We start from the raw sequence: 15,144 nt of genomic DNA, 5'->3' as shown, positions 1-15,144 counted from the left end.
GGTCATGCCTCCGAGTTCGTGATGGTGTCGCTCGGCCTCAGGGCCAGCGTGGTGTCTCCCTCGGGACGGCGACCGGCGAACAGCCACGTTCCGAGGGCGGTCAGAGCGAGGGCCCCGGCGAGCATCAGGACTCCGGCCTGCGTCGAGCCCGTCAGGTCGGTCAACCACCCGACCGCCACGGGCGAGACGAAGCCGCCGATGTTCCCCACCGCGCCGACGAGGCCGATGCCGGCGGCGGCGGCCGCGCCGGAGAAGAGGCTGGCCGACATCGAGAGCATCGGGCCGATCGCCGTGTAGATGCCGATCGCGGCGACGGAGAGCGAGACCATCGCCGCCACGGGCGAGATCGTGAGCGACGAGCCCGCTCCGAGCAGCCCGGCTGCCGCGACGCAGAGGCTGATCGTGACGTGCCATGCGCGCTTCCCTGTGCGATCGGCTCGTCTGCTCCACCACAGCACGAAGCAGGCGCCGACCGCATAGGGGATGGCCACGACGAGACTGCGCTGCAACGGTGAGAAGTCGCCGAGTTCCTCGACGATCGACGGCAGCCAGAATGCGAGTCCGTAGATGCCCAGGACCATGCCGAAGTTCAGCAGTGCGTACGCCCAGGCCCGCGGGTCCTTGAGAGCGGAGAAGAACCGGTGGTTCGGTGCTGTGACACGAGAGTTGTCGTCGCTGATCACGGTCTCGAGGGCGGCCTTCTCCTCGTGCGTCAACCACCGCGCGGCGGACGGTCGGTCGGTGAGAAGGAAGGGGACGACGATGCCGAACAGTACGGCAGGCAGGCCCTGGATGAGGTACATCCACTGCCAGCCGTGCAGGCCACCGAGCCCGTCGAGCTCGAGGAGAGCTCCGCTGAGGGGCGCTCCGATCATGTTGGCGATCGGCTGAGCCAGCACGAACACGCCGAGCACGGCGGCTCGTTCGCGCACGGGGAACCAGAGGGTGAAGTAGAAGACGACTGCAGGGAAGAAGCCCGCCTCGGCGATCCCCAGCAGGAAGCGCACCACGGCGAAAGACGTGTCGTCGACGACGAACGCGGTGCCCATGGACAGCAGGCCCCAGGGGATCAGGATCCGTGAGATCCATCGTCGGGCGCCGAATCGGTGCATGCCGGCATTGCTGGGGATCTCACAGAGCGTGTACCCGATGAAGAAGAGGCCGGCGCCGAGGCCGAATGCCGAAGCGGTGAGGCCGAGGTCGGTGCTCATCGCCTCTCGAGCGAAGCCGACGTTGTTGCGGTCGAGGTAGGCGATGAAGTACAGCAGGCAGATGAGAGGAAGGATGCGCCATCGCGCCTTGCGCACTGCACGATCCAGCGCGGTCGGTGGTGGACTGACGACGTTCGACATGAGGCTCCCTTGGCGCAGTGTCGATGGACACGAGCGGCTTTGCTCGAAGCTTCAATGTACATCTATTGCACTGCTAGTGCAATAGATGCACCGCACCGCTTATGACATGTGGGGTATCTGCCGCCATGTCAACACGTTGGCTGGAGTCGGCACCGCGGCCTACGCTCGGCCCATGACCGAACTCACGTATCCGACCGGGCGCGAAGAGGCGCTGCGCGCCATGCCCCGCGACGACGGAACACCGCCCCGGGCGCTCGTACTCGGAGCGACCGGCTACATCGGAGGGCGGCTGACACCGCGGCTGATCGACGCGGGGTACCGGGTTCGTGTGCTGGCGCGGGATCCCGCTCGCGTCGCCTCCTCGCCGTGGGGTGACGACTGCGAGATCGTCGAGGGCGATGCGGGTGACGCAGAGGCCGTCGGCCGTGCCGTGCGCGATGTCGACGTGATCTACTACCTCATCCACTCGATGGGAGCGGGCAAGGACTTCGAGGAGGCCGATCGGCGGACGGCGGGCGTCGTCGCCCGCGCAGCGAAGGCGCACGGAGTGCGGCGGATCGTCTACCTGGGTGGACTGCATCCCGAGGACGTCGAGCTCTCTCCGCATCTGCGATCGCGCGTCGAGGTGGGAGAGACCCTGATGAGGTCCGGCGTTCCGGCACTCGTGCTGCAGGCGGGCGTGGTGATCGGGTCGGGGTCGGCCTCGTTCGAGATGATCAGGCATCTCACCGAGGTCCTGCCCTACATGCCGGCGCCGAAGTGGGTGCGCAATCGCATCCAGCCCATCGCCGTGCGCGACGTGCTGCACTATCTGCTGGGCGCCGCTCGCGTACCGTCCGGCGTCAACCGCACCGTCGACATCGGCGGTCCGGACATCCTCAGGTATGGGCAGATGATGAACGGATACGCCGTCGAGGCGAATCTTCCGCAACGTGCGATCGCCCCTCTGCCGGTGCTCACGCCTCGCCTCGCATCGCTGTGGGTGGGCCTGGTCACACCCGTTCCCCACGCGATCGCCCGGCCTCTCGTGGCCTCCCTGCAGAACGAATGCGTCGTGAAGAGCGATGACATCGATGCTCTCATCCCGCCACCCGACGAGGGGCTGACGCCCTATCGCCGTGCCGTGCGTCTGGCGCTGGGGCGTCTCGACGCCGACATGGTCGAGACGAGCTGGCAGGACGCCGAGGTGTCGGGTGCGCCCAGCGATCCTCTGCCGAGCGATCCTGAGTGGGCGGGGCGTGCGGTCTTCGCCGATCGGCGAGAGCTCGAGACATCCGCGTCGGTCGAACGGCTGTGGGCGGTGATACTCGGGATCGGCGGCGCGAACGGCTGGTACTCGTCGCCGCTGCTCTGGGCGACGAGGGGATGGATGGATCGGGTCATGGGAGGCGTGGGGCTCACGCGCGGTCGACGCAACCGCACGAGGGTCCGCGTGGGTGACGCGATCGACTTCTGGCGTGTCGAGGCCGTCGACGTGACGGATGCCGGATCCCTGCTGCGCCTGCGTGCGGAGATGCGAGTGCCGGGGGAGGCGTGGCTCGAGCTGCGTGCCGTTCGTGATGGTGACGCCGCTCGTTACGAGCAGCGGGCGGTGTTCTTCCCGAAGGGGCTGAGCGGGCGGTTGTACTGGTTGGCAGTGCTGCCGTTCCACGGGCTCATCTTCGCGGGGATGGCGGCGCGCATCACGGCCGCAGCCGAGGCCGACGGGGAGTGAGCGTCGTCACCGGTGCGCGGCGTCGTCGGGCCCCGTCCACGTCGACGAGCTCACGAGGGCGTCGAAGAATCGGAGCACGGCACGGCGATCGTCCGGTGAGAGACCGGCGACGGCGTCGAAGCGTCGGGCATGACTGCGGCCGACGGATGCTCTCGCCGACGCCTTCGTCGACTCGGTGACCTCGATCGACGTGCGCCGACGATCACCCGTGTCCGCGATGCGGCGGATGTGACCTCCGGCCTCGAGTCGGTCGACGAGCTTCGTGGCGGCGGCGGGGGAGATGCCCAGGTGCGCCGCGATCGACCCCGGGGTGGCGACGACGCCATGGCGCTGAGCGGCGATGAGGAACCGCAGCGCCCTCATGTCGGTGTCGCCGAGGCGCATGTACCGCCGCGCCTCGTCGCTCATCGCCCTCTCTCGCTCTCGCCAGAGGCTCATCGCCTCCAGCACGGCGACGATCTCGTCGATCTCGCCCGCTGACAGGTGGTCTCTGCTGACCAGTTCGTGATCGGGGTCCATCACCCGGGGGTCGACGAGAGACATGGCCGGAGGGGCCGCGTCCTCGGCGGGCTTGCGCATGACTCGATACTAATCCGGTTTGAAAGTACGCCAAGAATACTATTAACTTGGTGAAACACTTTTGAACGAGAGGTGCGGGATGACCAGCCAGGAGCGCGTCGTGCTGTTGAGCGATGACGGCAGCGGCATCGGCGCCGCCCTGAAATCGGAGGTGCACCACTCCGATACCCCGCTCCACCTCGCGTTCTCGTGCCACCTCGTCCACGAAGACGGACGGCGCGTTCTCGTGACCAGGCGCGCTCTGGGCAAGAAGACGTGGCCGGGCACCTGGACCAACGCCTTCTGCGGTCACCCGCAGCCGTTCGAGCCCGTTCCGGATGCGGTGGACCGCCGTGCGGGCGACGAACTGGGCGTGACGCTGCGCGACGTCAGACTCGTGCTGCCCGACTTCCGTTACCGCGCGGTCGACGTCTCGGGAATCGTCGAGAACGAGATCTGCCCGGTGTACGTCGCCACCGCCGTCGGCGACCCGGTCTGCAACCCCGACGAGGCGATGGATGCGCGATGGGTCGAACCCGAAGCCCTGGTCGAGTCGGCGCGGCTCGCGCCGTGGGCGTTCAGCCCGTGGCTCGTGGAACAGCTCGAGCAGATGTCCGGCATCCCCGGCGCCCTTCCCCTGATGGAGCGGCAGAGATGATCACCGACGAACGGCAGGCGCTCGCCGCGGTGGACGCCGCGCTCGACGGGTTGCTGGCCGAGCGCATCTCGCGAGCATCCACTGCCGGTCCCTCCTACCGACGCCTCTGGGAGCGCATCGGCCTGGCGTGCAGCGGGGGAAAGCGGATCCGGCCCCGGTTGCTCCTCCTCGCGCACAACGCCCTCGGGGGCGACGCGCACGACGACGCGGTGGCGGCGTCTCTCGCCTTCGAGCTGCTGCACACCGCATTCCTCCTGCACGACGACGTCCTCGACGGGGATCTCGTGCGGCGAGGACGCCCGAATCTTCAGGGCGCCTTCGTCGGCGATGCTCTCGATCGAGGCCTCGCGTCTGACGCCGCGACGGCCTGGGGCGACGCGTCAGGGGTTCTCGCCGGTGATCTGCTCATCAGCGCCGCGCACTCCGTGATCGCTAGGATCCCGTCGGAGGCCCGGACGGCCCTGCACGAGCTCATCGACCAATGCCTGTTCTCGACCGCGGCGGGTGAACTCGCCGATGTCGGCCTCGCCCTCGGCGCAGTGGACGTCACGATCCCCGAGATCACGGGCATGATGCACGACAAGACGGCCGTCTACTCGTTCTCGGCGCCGCTGCGAGCCGGTGCGCTGCTTGCGGGTTCCGGTGCGCAGGCCGAGACCGAGCTCGCCGAGATCGGCACGATGCTGGGCTTCGTCTACCAACTGCGCGATGACCTGCTTGGCGTCTTCGGCTCGGCTGCAGCACTCGGCAAGCCGATCGACGGAGACCTGCGCGAGGGCAAGCAGACTCTTCTGATCGCCTACGCCGATGGCAGCGAGCCGTGGAAGGACGTACGTCACCTCTTCGGCCGCCGGTCGCTCGATGCGGATGCCGCCGACCGGCTGCGGCGCGCCCTCACCGAGAGCGGCGCGCGAGCGCGCGTCGAACTGCATCTGTCGCGACAGTGCGAGAAGACCTGCGAGCGCATCGAGCAGTCGGGACTGCCGGAGCAGCTGAAAGCCGAGCTGATCCCGCTCGCACGGCGATGTGCGGAGCGCGAGTCGTGACCGCCAGCGGGCTCGCGCTCTATACGCGGACGGCGAGGACGTCGTCGGCCCGGGTCATCGGCGCCTACTCGACCTCGTTCGGCCTGGCCAGCCGGCTGCTGACCAGGCGGGTGCGCGCGGGCATCGCCGACGTGTACGCGCTCGTGCGCGTGGCCGACGAGATCGTCGACGGGCCGGCGGCGGAGGCGGGGATGGATGCCGGTGAGACGAGGACCGTGCTCGACGCCCTCGAAGCCGAGACCCTCGCCGCCATGCGCCGCGGCTTCAGCGCGAACCTCGTCGTCCACGCCTTCGCCGTCACGGCTCGCGAAGCCGGCATCGCACCCGCGCTGGTGACGGACTTCTTCGACTCGATGCGCACGGATATCGCCCCTCCCGCCGTCTTCGACGATGCGGCGTATCGCCGCTACATCCACGGTTCGGCCGAGGTGGTGGGTTCGATGTGTCTGCGGGTCTTCATGCAGGAGCGCCCCGGCGGCGAGATCAGCGACGAGACGGAAGAGGGGGCGCGGCGGCTGGGAGCCGCGTTCCAGAAGGTCAACTTCCTGCGGGACCTCGCCGACGATCGGGATCGTCTGGGGCGCAGCTATCTCCCCGGTGTGGGGCCGGAGCGGTTCGGCGAGGAGCAGAAGGATGCAGTGGTGGCGGACATCGCGGCCGATCTCGCCGTCGCGCGGCGTGCCATCAGCGCCTTGCCGCCCCGAGCACGGCGGGCGACCAGCGCAGCCGCCGGGCTGTTCGAAAAGCTGAACGAGCGGCTCTCGGCCACGCCCGCCGCGGAGATCAGCCGGCATCGGATCTCCGTGCCGGCGTCTGTCAAAGCCTGGGTTCTCCTGTGCGCCCTCGTCGGCCGGAGCGGCCGATGACGGGTGAGACGATCGTGGTCGTCGGCGGCGGGATCTCGGGCCTCGCCACGGCCGCGCTCCTCGCGCAGGACGGTCACGATGTCACGCTTCTCGAGGCGCGCGACGAGCTCGGCGGTCGAGCGGGCACCTGGCGGAAGGACGGCTTCACGTTCGACACCGGTCCGTCGTGGTACCTGATGCCCGAGGTGTTCGATCACTTCTTCAGGATGCTGGGGACCTCGGCGGCCGAGCAGCTCGACCTGGTGCGTCTGGACCCCGGCTACCGCGTGTACTTCGAAGGCGACGCCGAACCCTTCGACCTCCCGGCGCAGAACGCCAGAGAGGCGATCATCGGGCTGGACCCGGCATCCGCTGCTCCGCTGCGGACGTACTTCGACTCCGCCGCCGAGACCTACGACATCGCGACCAGGCGGTTCCTCTACACGAACTTCGAGACCCTCGGCGGTGTCGCCGATCGGGAGACGCTACGACGCCTGCCGACCCTGCTGCGCCTGCTGGGGCAACCGCTCGACCGCTTCATCGCCGCCCACTCCGGTTCGCGCCGCGTGCAGCAGGTGCTGGGGTACCTCTCGGTGTTCCTCGGCACCTCACCGGCGGCGGCGCCGAGCATGTATCACCTGATGAGCCACCTCGACGTCGATCAGGGGGTCCTGTACCCGCGAGGCGGCTTCGGAGCGGTGATCGACGCGATCGCCCGGCTCGCCGAGCAGAAGGGCGTGAAGGTCCTCACGGGGCACCGCGTCACCCGCATCATCGTCGAGGGGAGGCGCGTGCGCGGCGTCGACGCCCTCTCGTCGGATGGCACGCGACGTGTCTTCACCGCAGAGCGGGTCGTCTCGACGGCCGACCTGCACGTCACCGAGCAGCAGCTGCTCGAGCCGCGGCATCGGCATCACAGCATCCGCTGGTGGAAGCGCCGCGACCCTGGCCCCGGCGCGGTCCTGGCGCTGCTGGGCGTCAGAGGCGAGCTCCCCGAGCTCGCACATCACACGCTGTTCTTCGCCGAGGACTGGGAAGAGGGGTTCGACGCGATCTACGGGGCCGATCCGCGGATCCCCGATCCCGCCTCGCTGTACGTCTGCCGCCCGAGTGCGACAGACGCATCGGTCGCACCCCAGGGGCACGAGAACCTCTTCGTGCTGATCCCTGTGCCCGCCGACACGACGATCGGCGCCGGCGGAGAAGACGGCGAGGGTGGGGCGGAGGTGGAGCGGATCGCGGACGCCGCGATCGCCCAGATCTCCTCGTGGGCCGGCGTCCCCGACCTGGCCGAGCGCATCACGGTGCGGCGCACGATCGGCCCTGCCGACTTCGAGCGCGAGTACGGCTCATGGCGCGGCGGCGCGATCGGCCCGGCGCACACCCTGCGGCAGAGCGCGTTCTTCCGCGGCGGCACCAAGGCCCGCGGGGTCGACGGGCTGCTGCTCGCCGGTGCGACGACGATCCCGGGGGTGGGGCTGCCGATGTGCCTGATCAGCGCGGAGCTCGTGCTCAAGCGCGTGCGGGGCGACCGTTCGTCGGGTCCCCTGGCGGTGCCGTCATGAGCGCGATCTACCTGCTCTGCCTCCTCGCCGCATCGGCGTTCGTGGTCGCGGTCGACCTGCGGTTCCGGCTCTTCCTCGGTCGTTCGTGGCGACAGGCGCTCCTGGTGCTCGCCGCAGGGCTGGCGTTCTTCCTCGTCTGGGATCTCGCCGGCATCGGACTCGGCATCTTCGCGCGCGGCGACGCGCCGTATCTCACCGGCGTCATGATCGCCCCCGAGCTTCCGATCGAAGAGCCCGTCTTCCTGCTGTTCCTGTGCGAGATCACCATGGTGCTGGTGCTCGGCGCGGACCGCCTGCTGCGCCGCGCCGCGTCTCGTCGGCCGGGACCGAGGAGGCGGGGATGACGTATCTTCTGCTCGCGGCCGTGTTCCTGGTGCTCGCGGTGGTCCTCGCCGCGGTGTTCGGCCGCGGCGTCCGTCGCGTGAGCGCCGGCCCCCTGGCGCTCGGCGTTCTCGTCCTGCTGATCCTCACCGCGGTGTTCGACACCGTCATGATCGCCGCCGGGCTCTTCACTTACGCGGACGCCCGGATTCTCGGCCCGACGATCGGACTCGCCCCCATCGAGGACTTCGCCTATCCGCTGGCCGCCGTCATCATGCTGCCTGCGCTCTGGATGAGACTGCGGAGCCGCGATGATCGCTGAGCTGCTCACCGCCTCCCGGCCGCTGAGCTGGATCAACACGGCTTTCCCGTTCGCGGCCGCGTACCTGCTCGTCGCGGGCGAGATCGATGCGGCGCTCGTGATCGGGACGATCTTCTTCCTGATCCCGTACAACTTCGCGATGTACGGCGTGAACGACGTCTTCGACTACGCCTCCGATCTCGCGAACCCCCGCAAGGGCGGCGTCGAGGGCGCACTGCTCGACCCTCGTCGTCATCGCATCGTGCTGATCACGGCCTTCTGCATCTGTCTTCCGTTCGTGATCGCGCTCGTGGTGCTGGGACCCGCGATCTCCTGGCCCGTGCTGGCGGTGAGTCTCTTCGCCGTGGTGGCCTACTCGGCGCCGCCGTTCCGGTTCAAGGAGGTGCCGGTCCTCGACTCGGTGACATCGAGCGTGCACTTCGTCAGCCCCGCTCTTTACGGCATCCTGCTCGCCGGCGGAGTTCCCGACCTTCGATCGGGAACGATCCTGATCGCCTTCTTCCTCTGGGGGATGGCGAGCCACGCTTTCGGCGCCGTGCAGGACGTGATCCCCGATCGCGAAGGAGGAATCGCGTCCATCGCGACCGTCCTCGGCGCCGCTCGCACGGTGCGCCTGGCGATGTCGCTGTGGAGCCTCGCCGCATTGCTCATGCTCACCGCCGGTGACCCTGCCGCGTGGGCCGCCGCGCTCGCTATCCCGTATCTGTGCGCGGCTGCACCGTTCGCCCGCGTGAGCGACGCGGAGTCCGGTGCCGCGAACCGGGGCTGGCGGCACTTCCTCTGGATCAACTACCTGTGCGGCTTCCTCGTCACCATGCTGCTCATCTGGTCCGTCATCCGCGCCGACTGAACCCGAAACCTGGAGGTCACCATGACATCTGCATCGTCCGTTCCCCACGCCTCGCCGGCCTGCGCAGTCGGAGAGCCGTTCGCCGTCGCACCGCAGCGCTACGACGCGATCCTGCTGGCCGGGTTCGGTGGTCCGGAGGGGCAGGATGACGTCATCCCGTTCCTGCGCAACGTGACTCGTGGGCGCGGCATCCCCGACGAGCGCTTGGAGGAGGTCGCGCACCACTACCGTCACTTCGGCGGCATCAGCCCGATCAACGAGCAGAACCGGCAGCTGAAAGCCGCACTCGAGGCCGAGATCGCCGCACGCGGACTCGACCTGCCCGTCTACTGGGGAAACCGCAACTGGGCGCCGTACCTGCCTGACGCCGTGCAGCAGGCGGCGGACGACGGCTGCACGCGGCTGCTCGCCTTCGCGACGAGCGCCTACAGCTCGTTCTCGAGCTGCAGGCAGTACCGCGAGGACTTCGCGCGAGCACTCGACGAGACGCAGCTCGGCGGCACGGTCACGATCGACAAGATCCGCCAGTTCTTCGATCACCCCGGCTTCGTGGACTCCTTCGTCGACAGCATCGCGGCGGCGCTCGGCGGGTTCCTGGAGGAGGGGGCGGATGCCGGCGCGATCCGCGTGCTGTTCACCACCCACTCGATCCCCACCGCAGACGCGCAGCGCTCTGGGCCGCGCGATCGGGACTACGGACCCGGCGGGGCCTACGAGGCGCAGCATCTCGCCGTCGCGGCCGCCGTCATGGAGCGGGTGGTCCGTCGGGATGCGCGGCTCGACGGCATCGGCTGGGAGCTGGTGTACCAGTCGCGCTCGGGCCCGGCGTCGCAACCGTGGCTCGAGCCCGACATCTGCGACCGCATCGGAGAGCTGCCTGCCGAAGGCGTCACGGCCATCGCGATCTCGCCGATCGGGTTCGTGAGCGACCACATGGAAGTGCTGTGGGATCTGGACACCGAGGCGCTCGAGGCGGCTGCGTCCGCAGGCATCCAGGCTGTCCGCGCCGCGACTCCCGGAGCCGACCGCGTGTTCGTGGCCGGCGTCGTCGACCTCATCGAAGAGCGCATCGCCGCGGTGGATCCTGCAGAGCGCCCGGCGGTGACGCCGCTCGGACCATGGTTCGACGTGTGCCGACCCGGATGCTGCGAGAACGTCAGGGCCGGGTTCAAGCCCGCGGCTGCAGGGGTCGCGCCATGACGCGGAGCGGTCGTCCATGACCCGGGCGAGTCTGGTGTGGTTCCGCGACGACCTGCGCGTGACCGACAATCCTGCTCTCTCGGCCGCGGCGGCGAGAGGTGGAGCGGTCGTCGCCCTGTACGTCCTCGATGAGGAGTCGGAGGGCATCCGTCCGCTCGGCGGCGCCGCGCGATGGTGGCTGCACCACTCGCTCGCATCTCTCGCCGGCGGGCTGCGCGATCTCGGCATCCCGCTGGTGCTGCGTAGAGGGCAAGCGACGCGCATCGTGCCCGAAGTCGCCGCGCAGGCCGAGGCGGACGCGATCTTCTGGAACCGCCGCTACGGCGCGCCGGAACGGCTGGTCGACGCGGAGATCAAGAGACGGCTGCGGTCGGAGGGGAACGAGGTCGCCTCCTTCGCCGCGTCGCTGCTGCATGAGCCCTGGACGGTGACGACCGGAAGCGGAGGGCACTATTCGGTGTTCACCCCGTTCTGGCGTGCGTGCCAGAACCGTCCGGCTCCGCGTGCGCCGCTGCCGGCTCCTCCCTCGGCCGCGGCGGGAAGCGCGCGCGTCCCGTCCGACGACCTCGACGACTGGCAGCTGCGCCCGTACGCGCCCGATTGGGCCGGAGGTCTCGCGGCAGCGTGGGAGCCGGGGGAGCCGGCCGCCCTCCGACAGCTGCGGAGGTTCGTCGGCGAGGGGCTCGCCGACTACGACCGGGCTCGTGACGAACCCGGTCTCGAGGCGACGTCGATGCTGTCGCCGCGGCTGCGCTGGGGAGAGCTCAGCCCGTTCACCGTGTGGCACGAGGCGGTCGCGGCCGAGGGCGGAAGCAGGTTCCTCACGGAGCTCGGCTGGCGGGAGTTCGCCTGGCACACCCTCGACCGCTTCCCCGACCTCGCCACGCGCAACCTTCGGCCGGAGTTCGACCGGTTCCCCTGGCCTCCTCTCGACGAGGGCGCGCTGCGTGCCTGGCGACGCGGACGCACCGGGGTGCCATTGGTCGATGCCGGAATGCGCGAACTGTGGGAGACCGGCCACATGCACAACCGGGTCCGCATGGTCGTCGCCTCCTTTCTCGTGAAGAACCTGCTCATCGACTGGCGGATCGGCGAGCAGTGGTTCTGGGACACCCTGGTCGACGCGGATGCTGCGAGCAACCCCTTCAACTGGCAGTGGGTCGCGGGGTCGGGCGCGGATGCCGCACCCTACTTCCGCGTGTTCAACCCCGTGCTCCAGGCCGAGAAGTTCGATCCGCAGCGTCGGTACATCGACCGCTGGGCCGCAGACAGCCGAGACGAGCCGATCGTCGACCTGCGGGAGACCCGTCGAGCGGCGCTCCGCGCCTACGACGAGGTGAAGAGCGCGCGATGACTGCGGAGCGCCGCTCCTCGATCTAGACGGCGCAGAATTTATGTTCCCAGGAATACTCTTACGAGTAATGTAGTTCTCATGAGCATGAACTTCTTCGAGCTTCTCGTCAGAGTCGAGACCGACGTATGGAACGCGGTCGAGCACGAGCTCCTGCGGTCTGACCGCGTGGGTCTCGGCACGTTGATGGCACTGCAGACCGTGCACCGCCACGACGGAGCAGTGCGGGTGCAGGATGTCAGCGATGCTCTGTCGATCACGGTCGGCGCCGCCAGCAAGTTCATCGACCGTCTTGAGCGCGACGGTCTGGCGGTTCGCCGACCGAATCCCGATGATCGGCGCTCCTCGCTGGTCGCTCTCACCCGATCCGGGGAAGACGCTCGCGCCTCGGCTGAGCGGGTGGCGCAGCAGGTCATCGCGGAACTCCTCGGGGAGGACTCGGACATCGAGGTCCTGTCGGAGGCGTTGACGCGCATCGGCGCTCGCGCCGTCGCCGCACGCAGCGGGGTGCTCGCATGACCACGACTATGCGGGCGGTCGTCGTCACTGCACCCGGCACTCCGGAGGTCCTTGAGATCCGCGAGCGTCCTGTTCCGACGGTGGCTCCCGGGCAGGTGCTCATCAAAGTGCACGCGTTCGGGCTCAACCAGTCCGAACTGCACTTCCGGAACGGTCAGGCGTACTCGGGATCGTTCCCGCGCATCCCTGGCATCGAAGCCGCGGGGATCGTGGAAGACGCTCCCGGTGGCGAGTTCGACAGGGGCACCCAGGTCGTCACGATGATGGGCGGCATGGGGCGGGAGTTCGATGGCGGCTACGCGGAGTACGTCGTCGTTCCCGCGGCGCAGACGATCCCGTTCCGCAGCTCCCTGCCGTGGAACGTGCTGGGCGCGGTTCCTGAGATGCTGCAGACGGCCAACGGCTCGCTCGACATCGGTCTCGAGGCGAAACCCGGCGACAGCATCCTGATCCGCGGAGGCACCTCGTCGATCGGGCTCGCGGCGGCGGTCCTCGCCAAGCTCCATGGCATGACCGTGTACGCGACCACCCGCCGCGAAGCCGCCCGTGCGCTCCTGGAGAGCGTCGGTGTCGATCATGTTCTCGTCGACGACGGAGATGTCGCGGCACAGATTCGTCGGCTGCTCCCCGGAGGAGTCGACGGCGCCATCGAGCTGGTCGGGGTCGACGCCATGCGGGACACCCTGCGTGCCGTGCGACCCGGCGGCACGGTCTGCTTCACGGGGATGCTGTCGAACCGGTGGAGCATCGAGGAGTTCTACCCGATGGACTGGCTGCCGAACGGCGTCCGTCTCACCGCGTATTCGGGAGAGGCCGCGGACCTCGGAGCGGACACGCTTCAGCAGTTCCTCGATGCGGTCGCCGACGGCCGTGCAACCGTCCCCGTGGGCCGCACGTACGCACTCGACGACATCGTCCAGGCCCATCGCGACATGGAAGCCGGCGTCGTAGGCGGTAAAGGCGTCGTCGTGCTGTGATGATCCCTCCCCTCGAGATCGCCCACGCGGACTTCCTCGCGCGTCGGGGATCTTCGAGCGCGAAGACCGCGAGCACCGTCACCGCGGCCGTGAGCGAGTCGCCCGAACGATCATCGAGCGATCGACGGATGGGCGAGCCCGATCCCGGTCCGGATGACGGTGAACGCTGATCGCTGACGACGCACTCAGAGCACGATGTCGTCGACCGACGACAGCATCTGCCATTCCCCCGCCCGCACGGCGCTCTCCGAGAGCACGTCGCCCGCCGGCATCCGACCGAGATCGAGCCCGGTGAGCCTCGCGATCTCGGCGACCGGCACCTGAAAGGTGCGGAAGGCGCCGAGCGGCGCAGGGGCGAGCAGGTCGTCACGGGTGTCGATGAGCTCGCTCTGGTCGAGGAGGAAACCGGCGGTCGCGAGCCCCTCGGCCCCCTGCCAGGCGGCGATCTTCCAGAACCTCAACGGGATGCGGACGCCGCGATAAGGCGGGTCTTCTGGGCCGAGCACCGGCGCCGTGAAGACCGAGATGCGCTGATCCGTCGCCTCGGCGTACGCGAGCACATGGTCTTCCAGGCCGAGCCACAGCTCCTTCGACTGGTTGAACCCTGCGGCCTGCGGAGCCGCGTTCGGGTAGAAGAACGTCGCCTCCATGGCAGCGCGGGCGTCGTCGACCGCTCCCCAGCCGGGATCGCGGCGACGTACGAGATGACCGCGGTCGAGATCGTTGCGCGCGTACACGGCGGGGCCGGTCTGCTCGTCGTCGCCGATCCTCGGGTCGAGGCGCCATTCGCCGGCACGGGGAAGATCGCGCAGCGTCGAGCCTTCGATGTTCACCCCGGTCGCCGCCGCCAGTCGCCGAGAGGGATCGAGCAGCACCGTGAACCGGGGGTAGTCGAGCGTGCGTGTGATGTCCGCGGGGCGGGGGAGCGGGAGAGAGGTCGTGAGGAACCCGGGGTCGTATCCGTCAGCCATGCGACCATCGTGCCCGACACCGCCGACAAAGGAGATGTCAGGACTCCGAGGGCTTCAGCGGCAGCTCGGGCCCGTGGTTCCAGGCGAGGATGGCCGGCTGCTCCCTGGTGAAGCCGAGCACCGACACCGAGCCGGCATCGAGGGTGATCTGGGCGCCGAATCGCGGCGCCTCCCGCAGGAACACGGCGGTGAGGATGCGCAGGTAGTGCCCGTGCGCGATCAGGGCGACGTCGCCGTCGGCCATCGCCGGTAGCACCCTGGTCAGCACCCGAGATGCGCGCGCGGCGACCTCTTCGACGGTCTCACCGGGTGTCTCGCCGCGGATCACTCCGTGGTTGAAGGCCGTCCAGTTGTATCCGAGCTCCGCGCGGATGTCTGCCGTGGTGCGGCCCTCGTACCCGCCGTAGTCCCATTCGACGAGAAGCGGATCGACCTCGGCGTCGAGGCCCGCCAGCTCCGCCGTGCGCCGCGCCCGCTGCAGCGGCGAAGTCAGGATGAGCCCGAAGTCGTATCCGCGTACCAGCCTGCCCGCCGCCCGGGCCAGCTCTTCGCCGTGCGGAGTCAGCGGGATGTCGGTGCGTCCCGTGTGCAGGCCGGTCCGCGACCACTCGGTCTCGCCGTGGCGCAGCAGCACGAGCTTGCCCTGCGGGTTGTCGGGGGCGGGGTGATCGGGCAGCGGGTCTGGAGCATCCACACCGCCACGGTAGTGCTTCTCGGTCACGGTGCGGCCCTCATCTCGTCGAGTCGCCGGTTGAGGAACGCGACCTCGGCGCTGTTGCAGCTCTTATCGACAAAGGGCCGAGGTTCTTTCGCCAGCGTGTTCGCAGATAGGGGTTTCGAGGGTCGACCCGCCGATCTAGACTCCTGCGCGACGGCATCCGCTCGGCTCGGGTCG

Annotated in this window: 17 protein-coding genes; 13 read left to right on the top strand and 4 right to left on the bottom strand. The window is 69.1% G+C overall.

Translation table 11 applies throughout. The features are described 5' to 3' along the window. Nucleotides 1–2 precede the first annotated feature (2 nt). Nucleotides 3–1,352, bottom strand: coding sequence for an MFS transporter (locus tag ACI3KT_RS09465; RefSeq protein WP_404903850.1), 1,350 nt, complete (start codon nucleotides 1,350–1,352; stop codon nucleotides 3–5). Nucleotides 1,353–1,524: 172 nt separating this feature from the next. Here ACI3KT_RS09465 and ACI3KT_RS09460 point away from each other — a divergent pair, with 172 nt between their 5' ends. Then, complete coding sequence (locus tag ACI3KT_RS09460; protein WP_404903848.1) at nucleotides 1,525–3,066, top strand: SDR family oxidoreductase; 1,542 nt, start codon at nucleotides 1,525–1,527, stop codon at nucleotides 3,064–3,066. A 6-nt stretch (nucleotides 3,067–3,072) separates the two neighbouring features. On the opposite strand, the gene ACI3KT_RS09455 is transcribed toward ACI3KT_RS09460, so the two are convergent. Then, complete coding sequence (locus ACI3KT_RS09455) at nucleotides 3,073–3,645, bottom strand: MarR family winged helix-turn-helix transcriptional regulator (protein WP_404903846.1); 573 nt, start codon at nucleotides 3,643–3,645, stop codon at nucleotides 3,073–3,075. A gap of 79 nt (nucleotides 3,646–3,724) precedes the next feature. On the opposite strand from ACI3KT_RS09455, the gene idi reads away from it, so the two are divergent. The 12 genes from idi to ACI3KT_RS09395 all read left to right on the top strand — a co-directional run bounded on the left by idi (nucleotide 3,725) and on the right by ACI3KT_RS09395 (nucleotide 13,448). Beyond that, nucleotides 3,725–4,282 carry an isopentenyl-diphosphate Delta-isomerase gene (gene idi, locus ACI3KT_RS09450; RefSeq protein WP_292904490.1) on the top strand — a complete coding sequence of 186 codons (558 nt, stop codon included), beginning with the start codon at nucleotides 3,725–3,727 and terminating at the stop codon, nucleotides 4,280–4,282. Further along, nucleotides 4,279–5,328: a polyprenyl synthetase family protein gene (locus ACI3KT_RS09445; RefSeq protein WP_404903845.1), complete on the top strand. Its 1,050-nt coding sequence runs from the start codon at nucleotides 4,279–4,281 to the stop codon at nucleotides 5,326–5,328. Before idi ends, ACI3KT_RS09445 begins: the two co-directional genes overlap by 4 nt. Then, a complete protein-coding gene (locus ACI3KT_RS09440; RefSeq protein WP_404903843.1) occupies nucleotides 5,325–6,194 on the top strand; it encodes a phytoene/squalene synthase family protein in 870 nt (289 codons plus the stop codon). The genes ACI3KT_RS09445 and ACI3KT_RS09440 overlap by 4 nt, the downstream gene beginning before the upstream one ends. Beyond that, nucleotides 6,191–7,738 (top strand): phytoene desaturase family protein, encoded by a 1,548-nt coding sequence (gene crtI, locus ACI3KT_RS09435; RefSeq protein ID WP_404903841.1) that lies wholly within the window; start codon nucleotides 6,191–6,193, stop codon nucleotides 7,736–7,738. The genes ACI3KT_RS09440 and crtI overlap by 4 nt, the downstream gene beginning before the upstream one ends. Next, nucleotides 7,735–8,082, top strand: coding sequence for a lycopene cyclase domain-containing protein (locus ACI3KT_RS09430; protein WP_404903839.1), 348 nt, complete (start codon nucleotides 7,735–7,737; stop codon nucleotides 8,080–8,082). Before crtI ends, ACI3KT_RS09430 begins: the two co-directional genes overlap by 4 nt. Next, a complete protein-coding gene (locus ACI3KT_RS09425; protein WP_404903837.1) occupies nucleotides 8,079–8,381 on the top strand; it encodes a lycopene cyclase domain-containing protein in 303 nt (100 codons plus the stop codon). Before ACI3KT_RS09430 ends, ACI3KT_RS09425 begins: the two co-directional genes overlap by 4 nt. After that, entirely contained in the window at nucleotides 8,371–9,231 is an 861-nt protein-coding gene (locus ACI3KT_RS09420; protein WP_404903835.1) for a prenyltransferase, read from the top strand. Before ACI3KT_RS09425 ends, ACI3KT_RS09420 begins: the two co-directional genes overlap by 11 nt. A 21-nt stretch (nucleotides 9,232–9,252) precedes the next feature. Next, a complete protein-coding gene (locus ACI3KT_RS09415; protein ID WP_404903833.1) occupies nucleotides 9,253–10,431 on the top strand; it encodes a ferrochelatase in 1,179 nt (392 codons plus the stop codon). A 16-nt stretch (nucleotides 10,432–10,447) separates the two neighbouring features. Next, nucleotides 10,448–11,785: a cryptochrome/photolyase family protein gene (locus tag ACI3KT_RS09410; protein ID WP_404903832.1), complete on the top strand. Its 1,338-nt coding sequence runs from the start codon at nucleotides 10,448–10,450 to the stop codon at nucleotides 11,783–11,785. A gap of 78 nt (nucleotides 11,786–11,863) precedes the next feature. Then, complete coding sequence (locus ACI3KT_RS09405; RefSeq protein WP_404903830.1) at nucleotides 11,864–12,301, top strand: MarR family winged helix-turn-helix transcriptional regulator; 438 nt, start codon at nucleotides 11,864–11,866, stop codon at nucleotides 12,299–12,301. After that, nucleotides 12,298–13,278: a zinc-binding dehydrogenase gene (locus ACI3KT_RS09400; protein ID WP_404903829.1), complete on the top strand. Its 981-nt coding sequence runs from the start codon at nucleotides 12,298–12,300 to the stop codon at nucleotides 13,276–13,278. Before ACI3KT_RS09405 ends, ACI3KT_RS09400 begins: the two co-directional genes overlap by 4 nt. Next, nucleotides 13,275–13,448: a hypothetical protein gene (locus ACI3KT_RS09395; RefSeq protein WP_404903827.1), complete on the top strand. Its 174-nt coding sequence runs from the start codon at nucleotides 13,275–13,277 to the stop codon at nucleotides 13,446–13,448. Before ACI3KT_RS09400 ends, ACI3KT_RS09395 begins: the two co-directional genes overlap by 4 nt. Before the next feature lie 15 nt (nucleotides 13,449–13,463). On the opposite strand, the gene ACI3KT_RS09390 is transcribed toward ACI3KT_RS09395, so the two are convergent. Together ACI3KT_RS09390 and ACI3KT_RS09385 are read right to left on the bottom strand one after the other, a co-directional pair. Further along, the gene (locus tag ACI3KT_RS09390) at nucleotides 13,464–14,249 is read right to left on the bottom strand and encodes a DNA/RNA non-specific endonuclease (protein WP_404903825.1); all 786 of its coding nucleotides are present in this window, start codon (nucleotides 14,247–14,249) and stop codon (nucleotides 13,464–13,466) included. 37 nt (nucleotides 14,250–14,286) lie between these two features. After that, a complete protein-coding gene (locus ACI3KT_RS09385; RefSeq protein WP_404903823.1) occupies nucleotides 14,287–14,970 on the bottom strand; it encodes a histidine phosphatase family protein in 684 nt (227 codons plus the stop codon). Nucleotides 14,971–15,144: the final 174 nt, after the last annotated feature.

Origin of the sequence: Microbacterium sp. ZW T6_19 (assembly GCF_044987465.1) — a bacterium.
Taxonomy (GTDB): Bacteria; Actinomycetota; Actinomycetes; order Actinomycetales; family Microbacteriaceae; genus Microbacterium; species Microbacterium natoriense_A.
The sequence above is the reverse complement of the archived record's forward strand: the minus strand, read 5'-3'. Positions and strand labels throughout refer to the sequence as shown.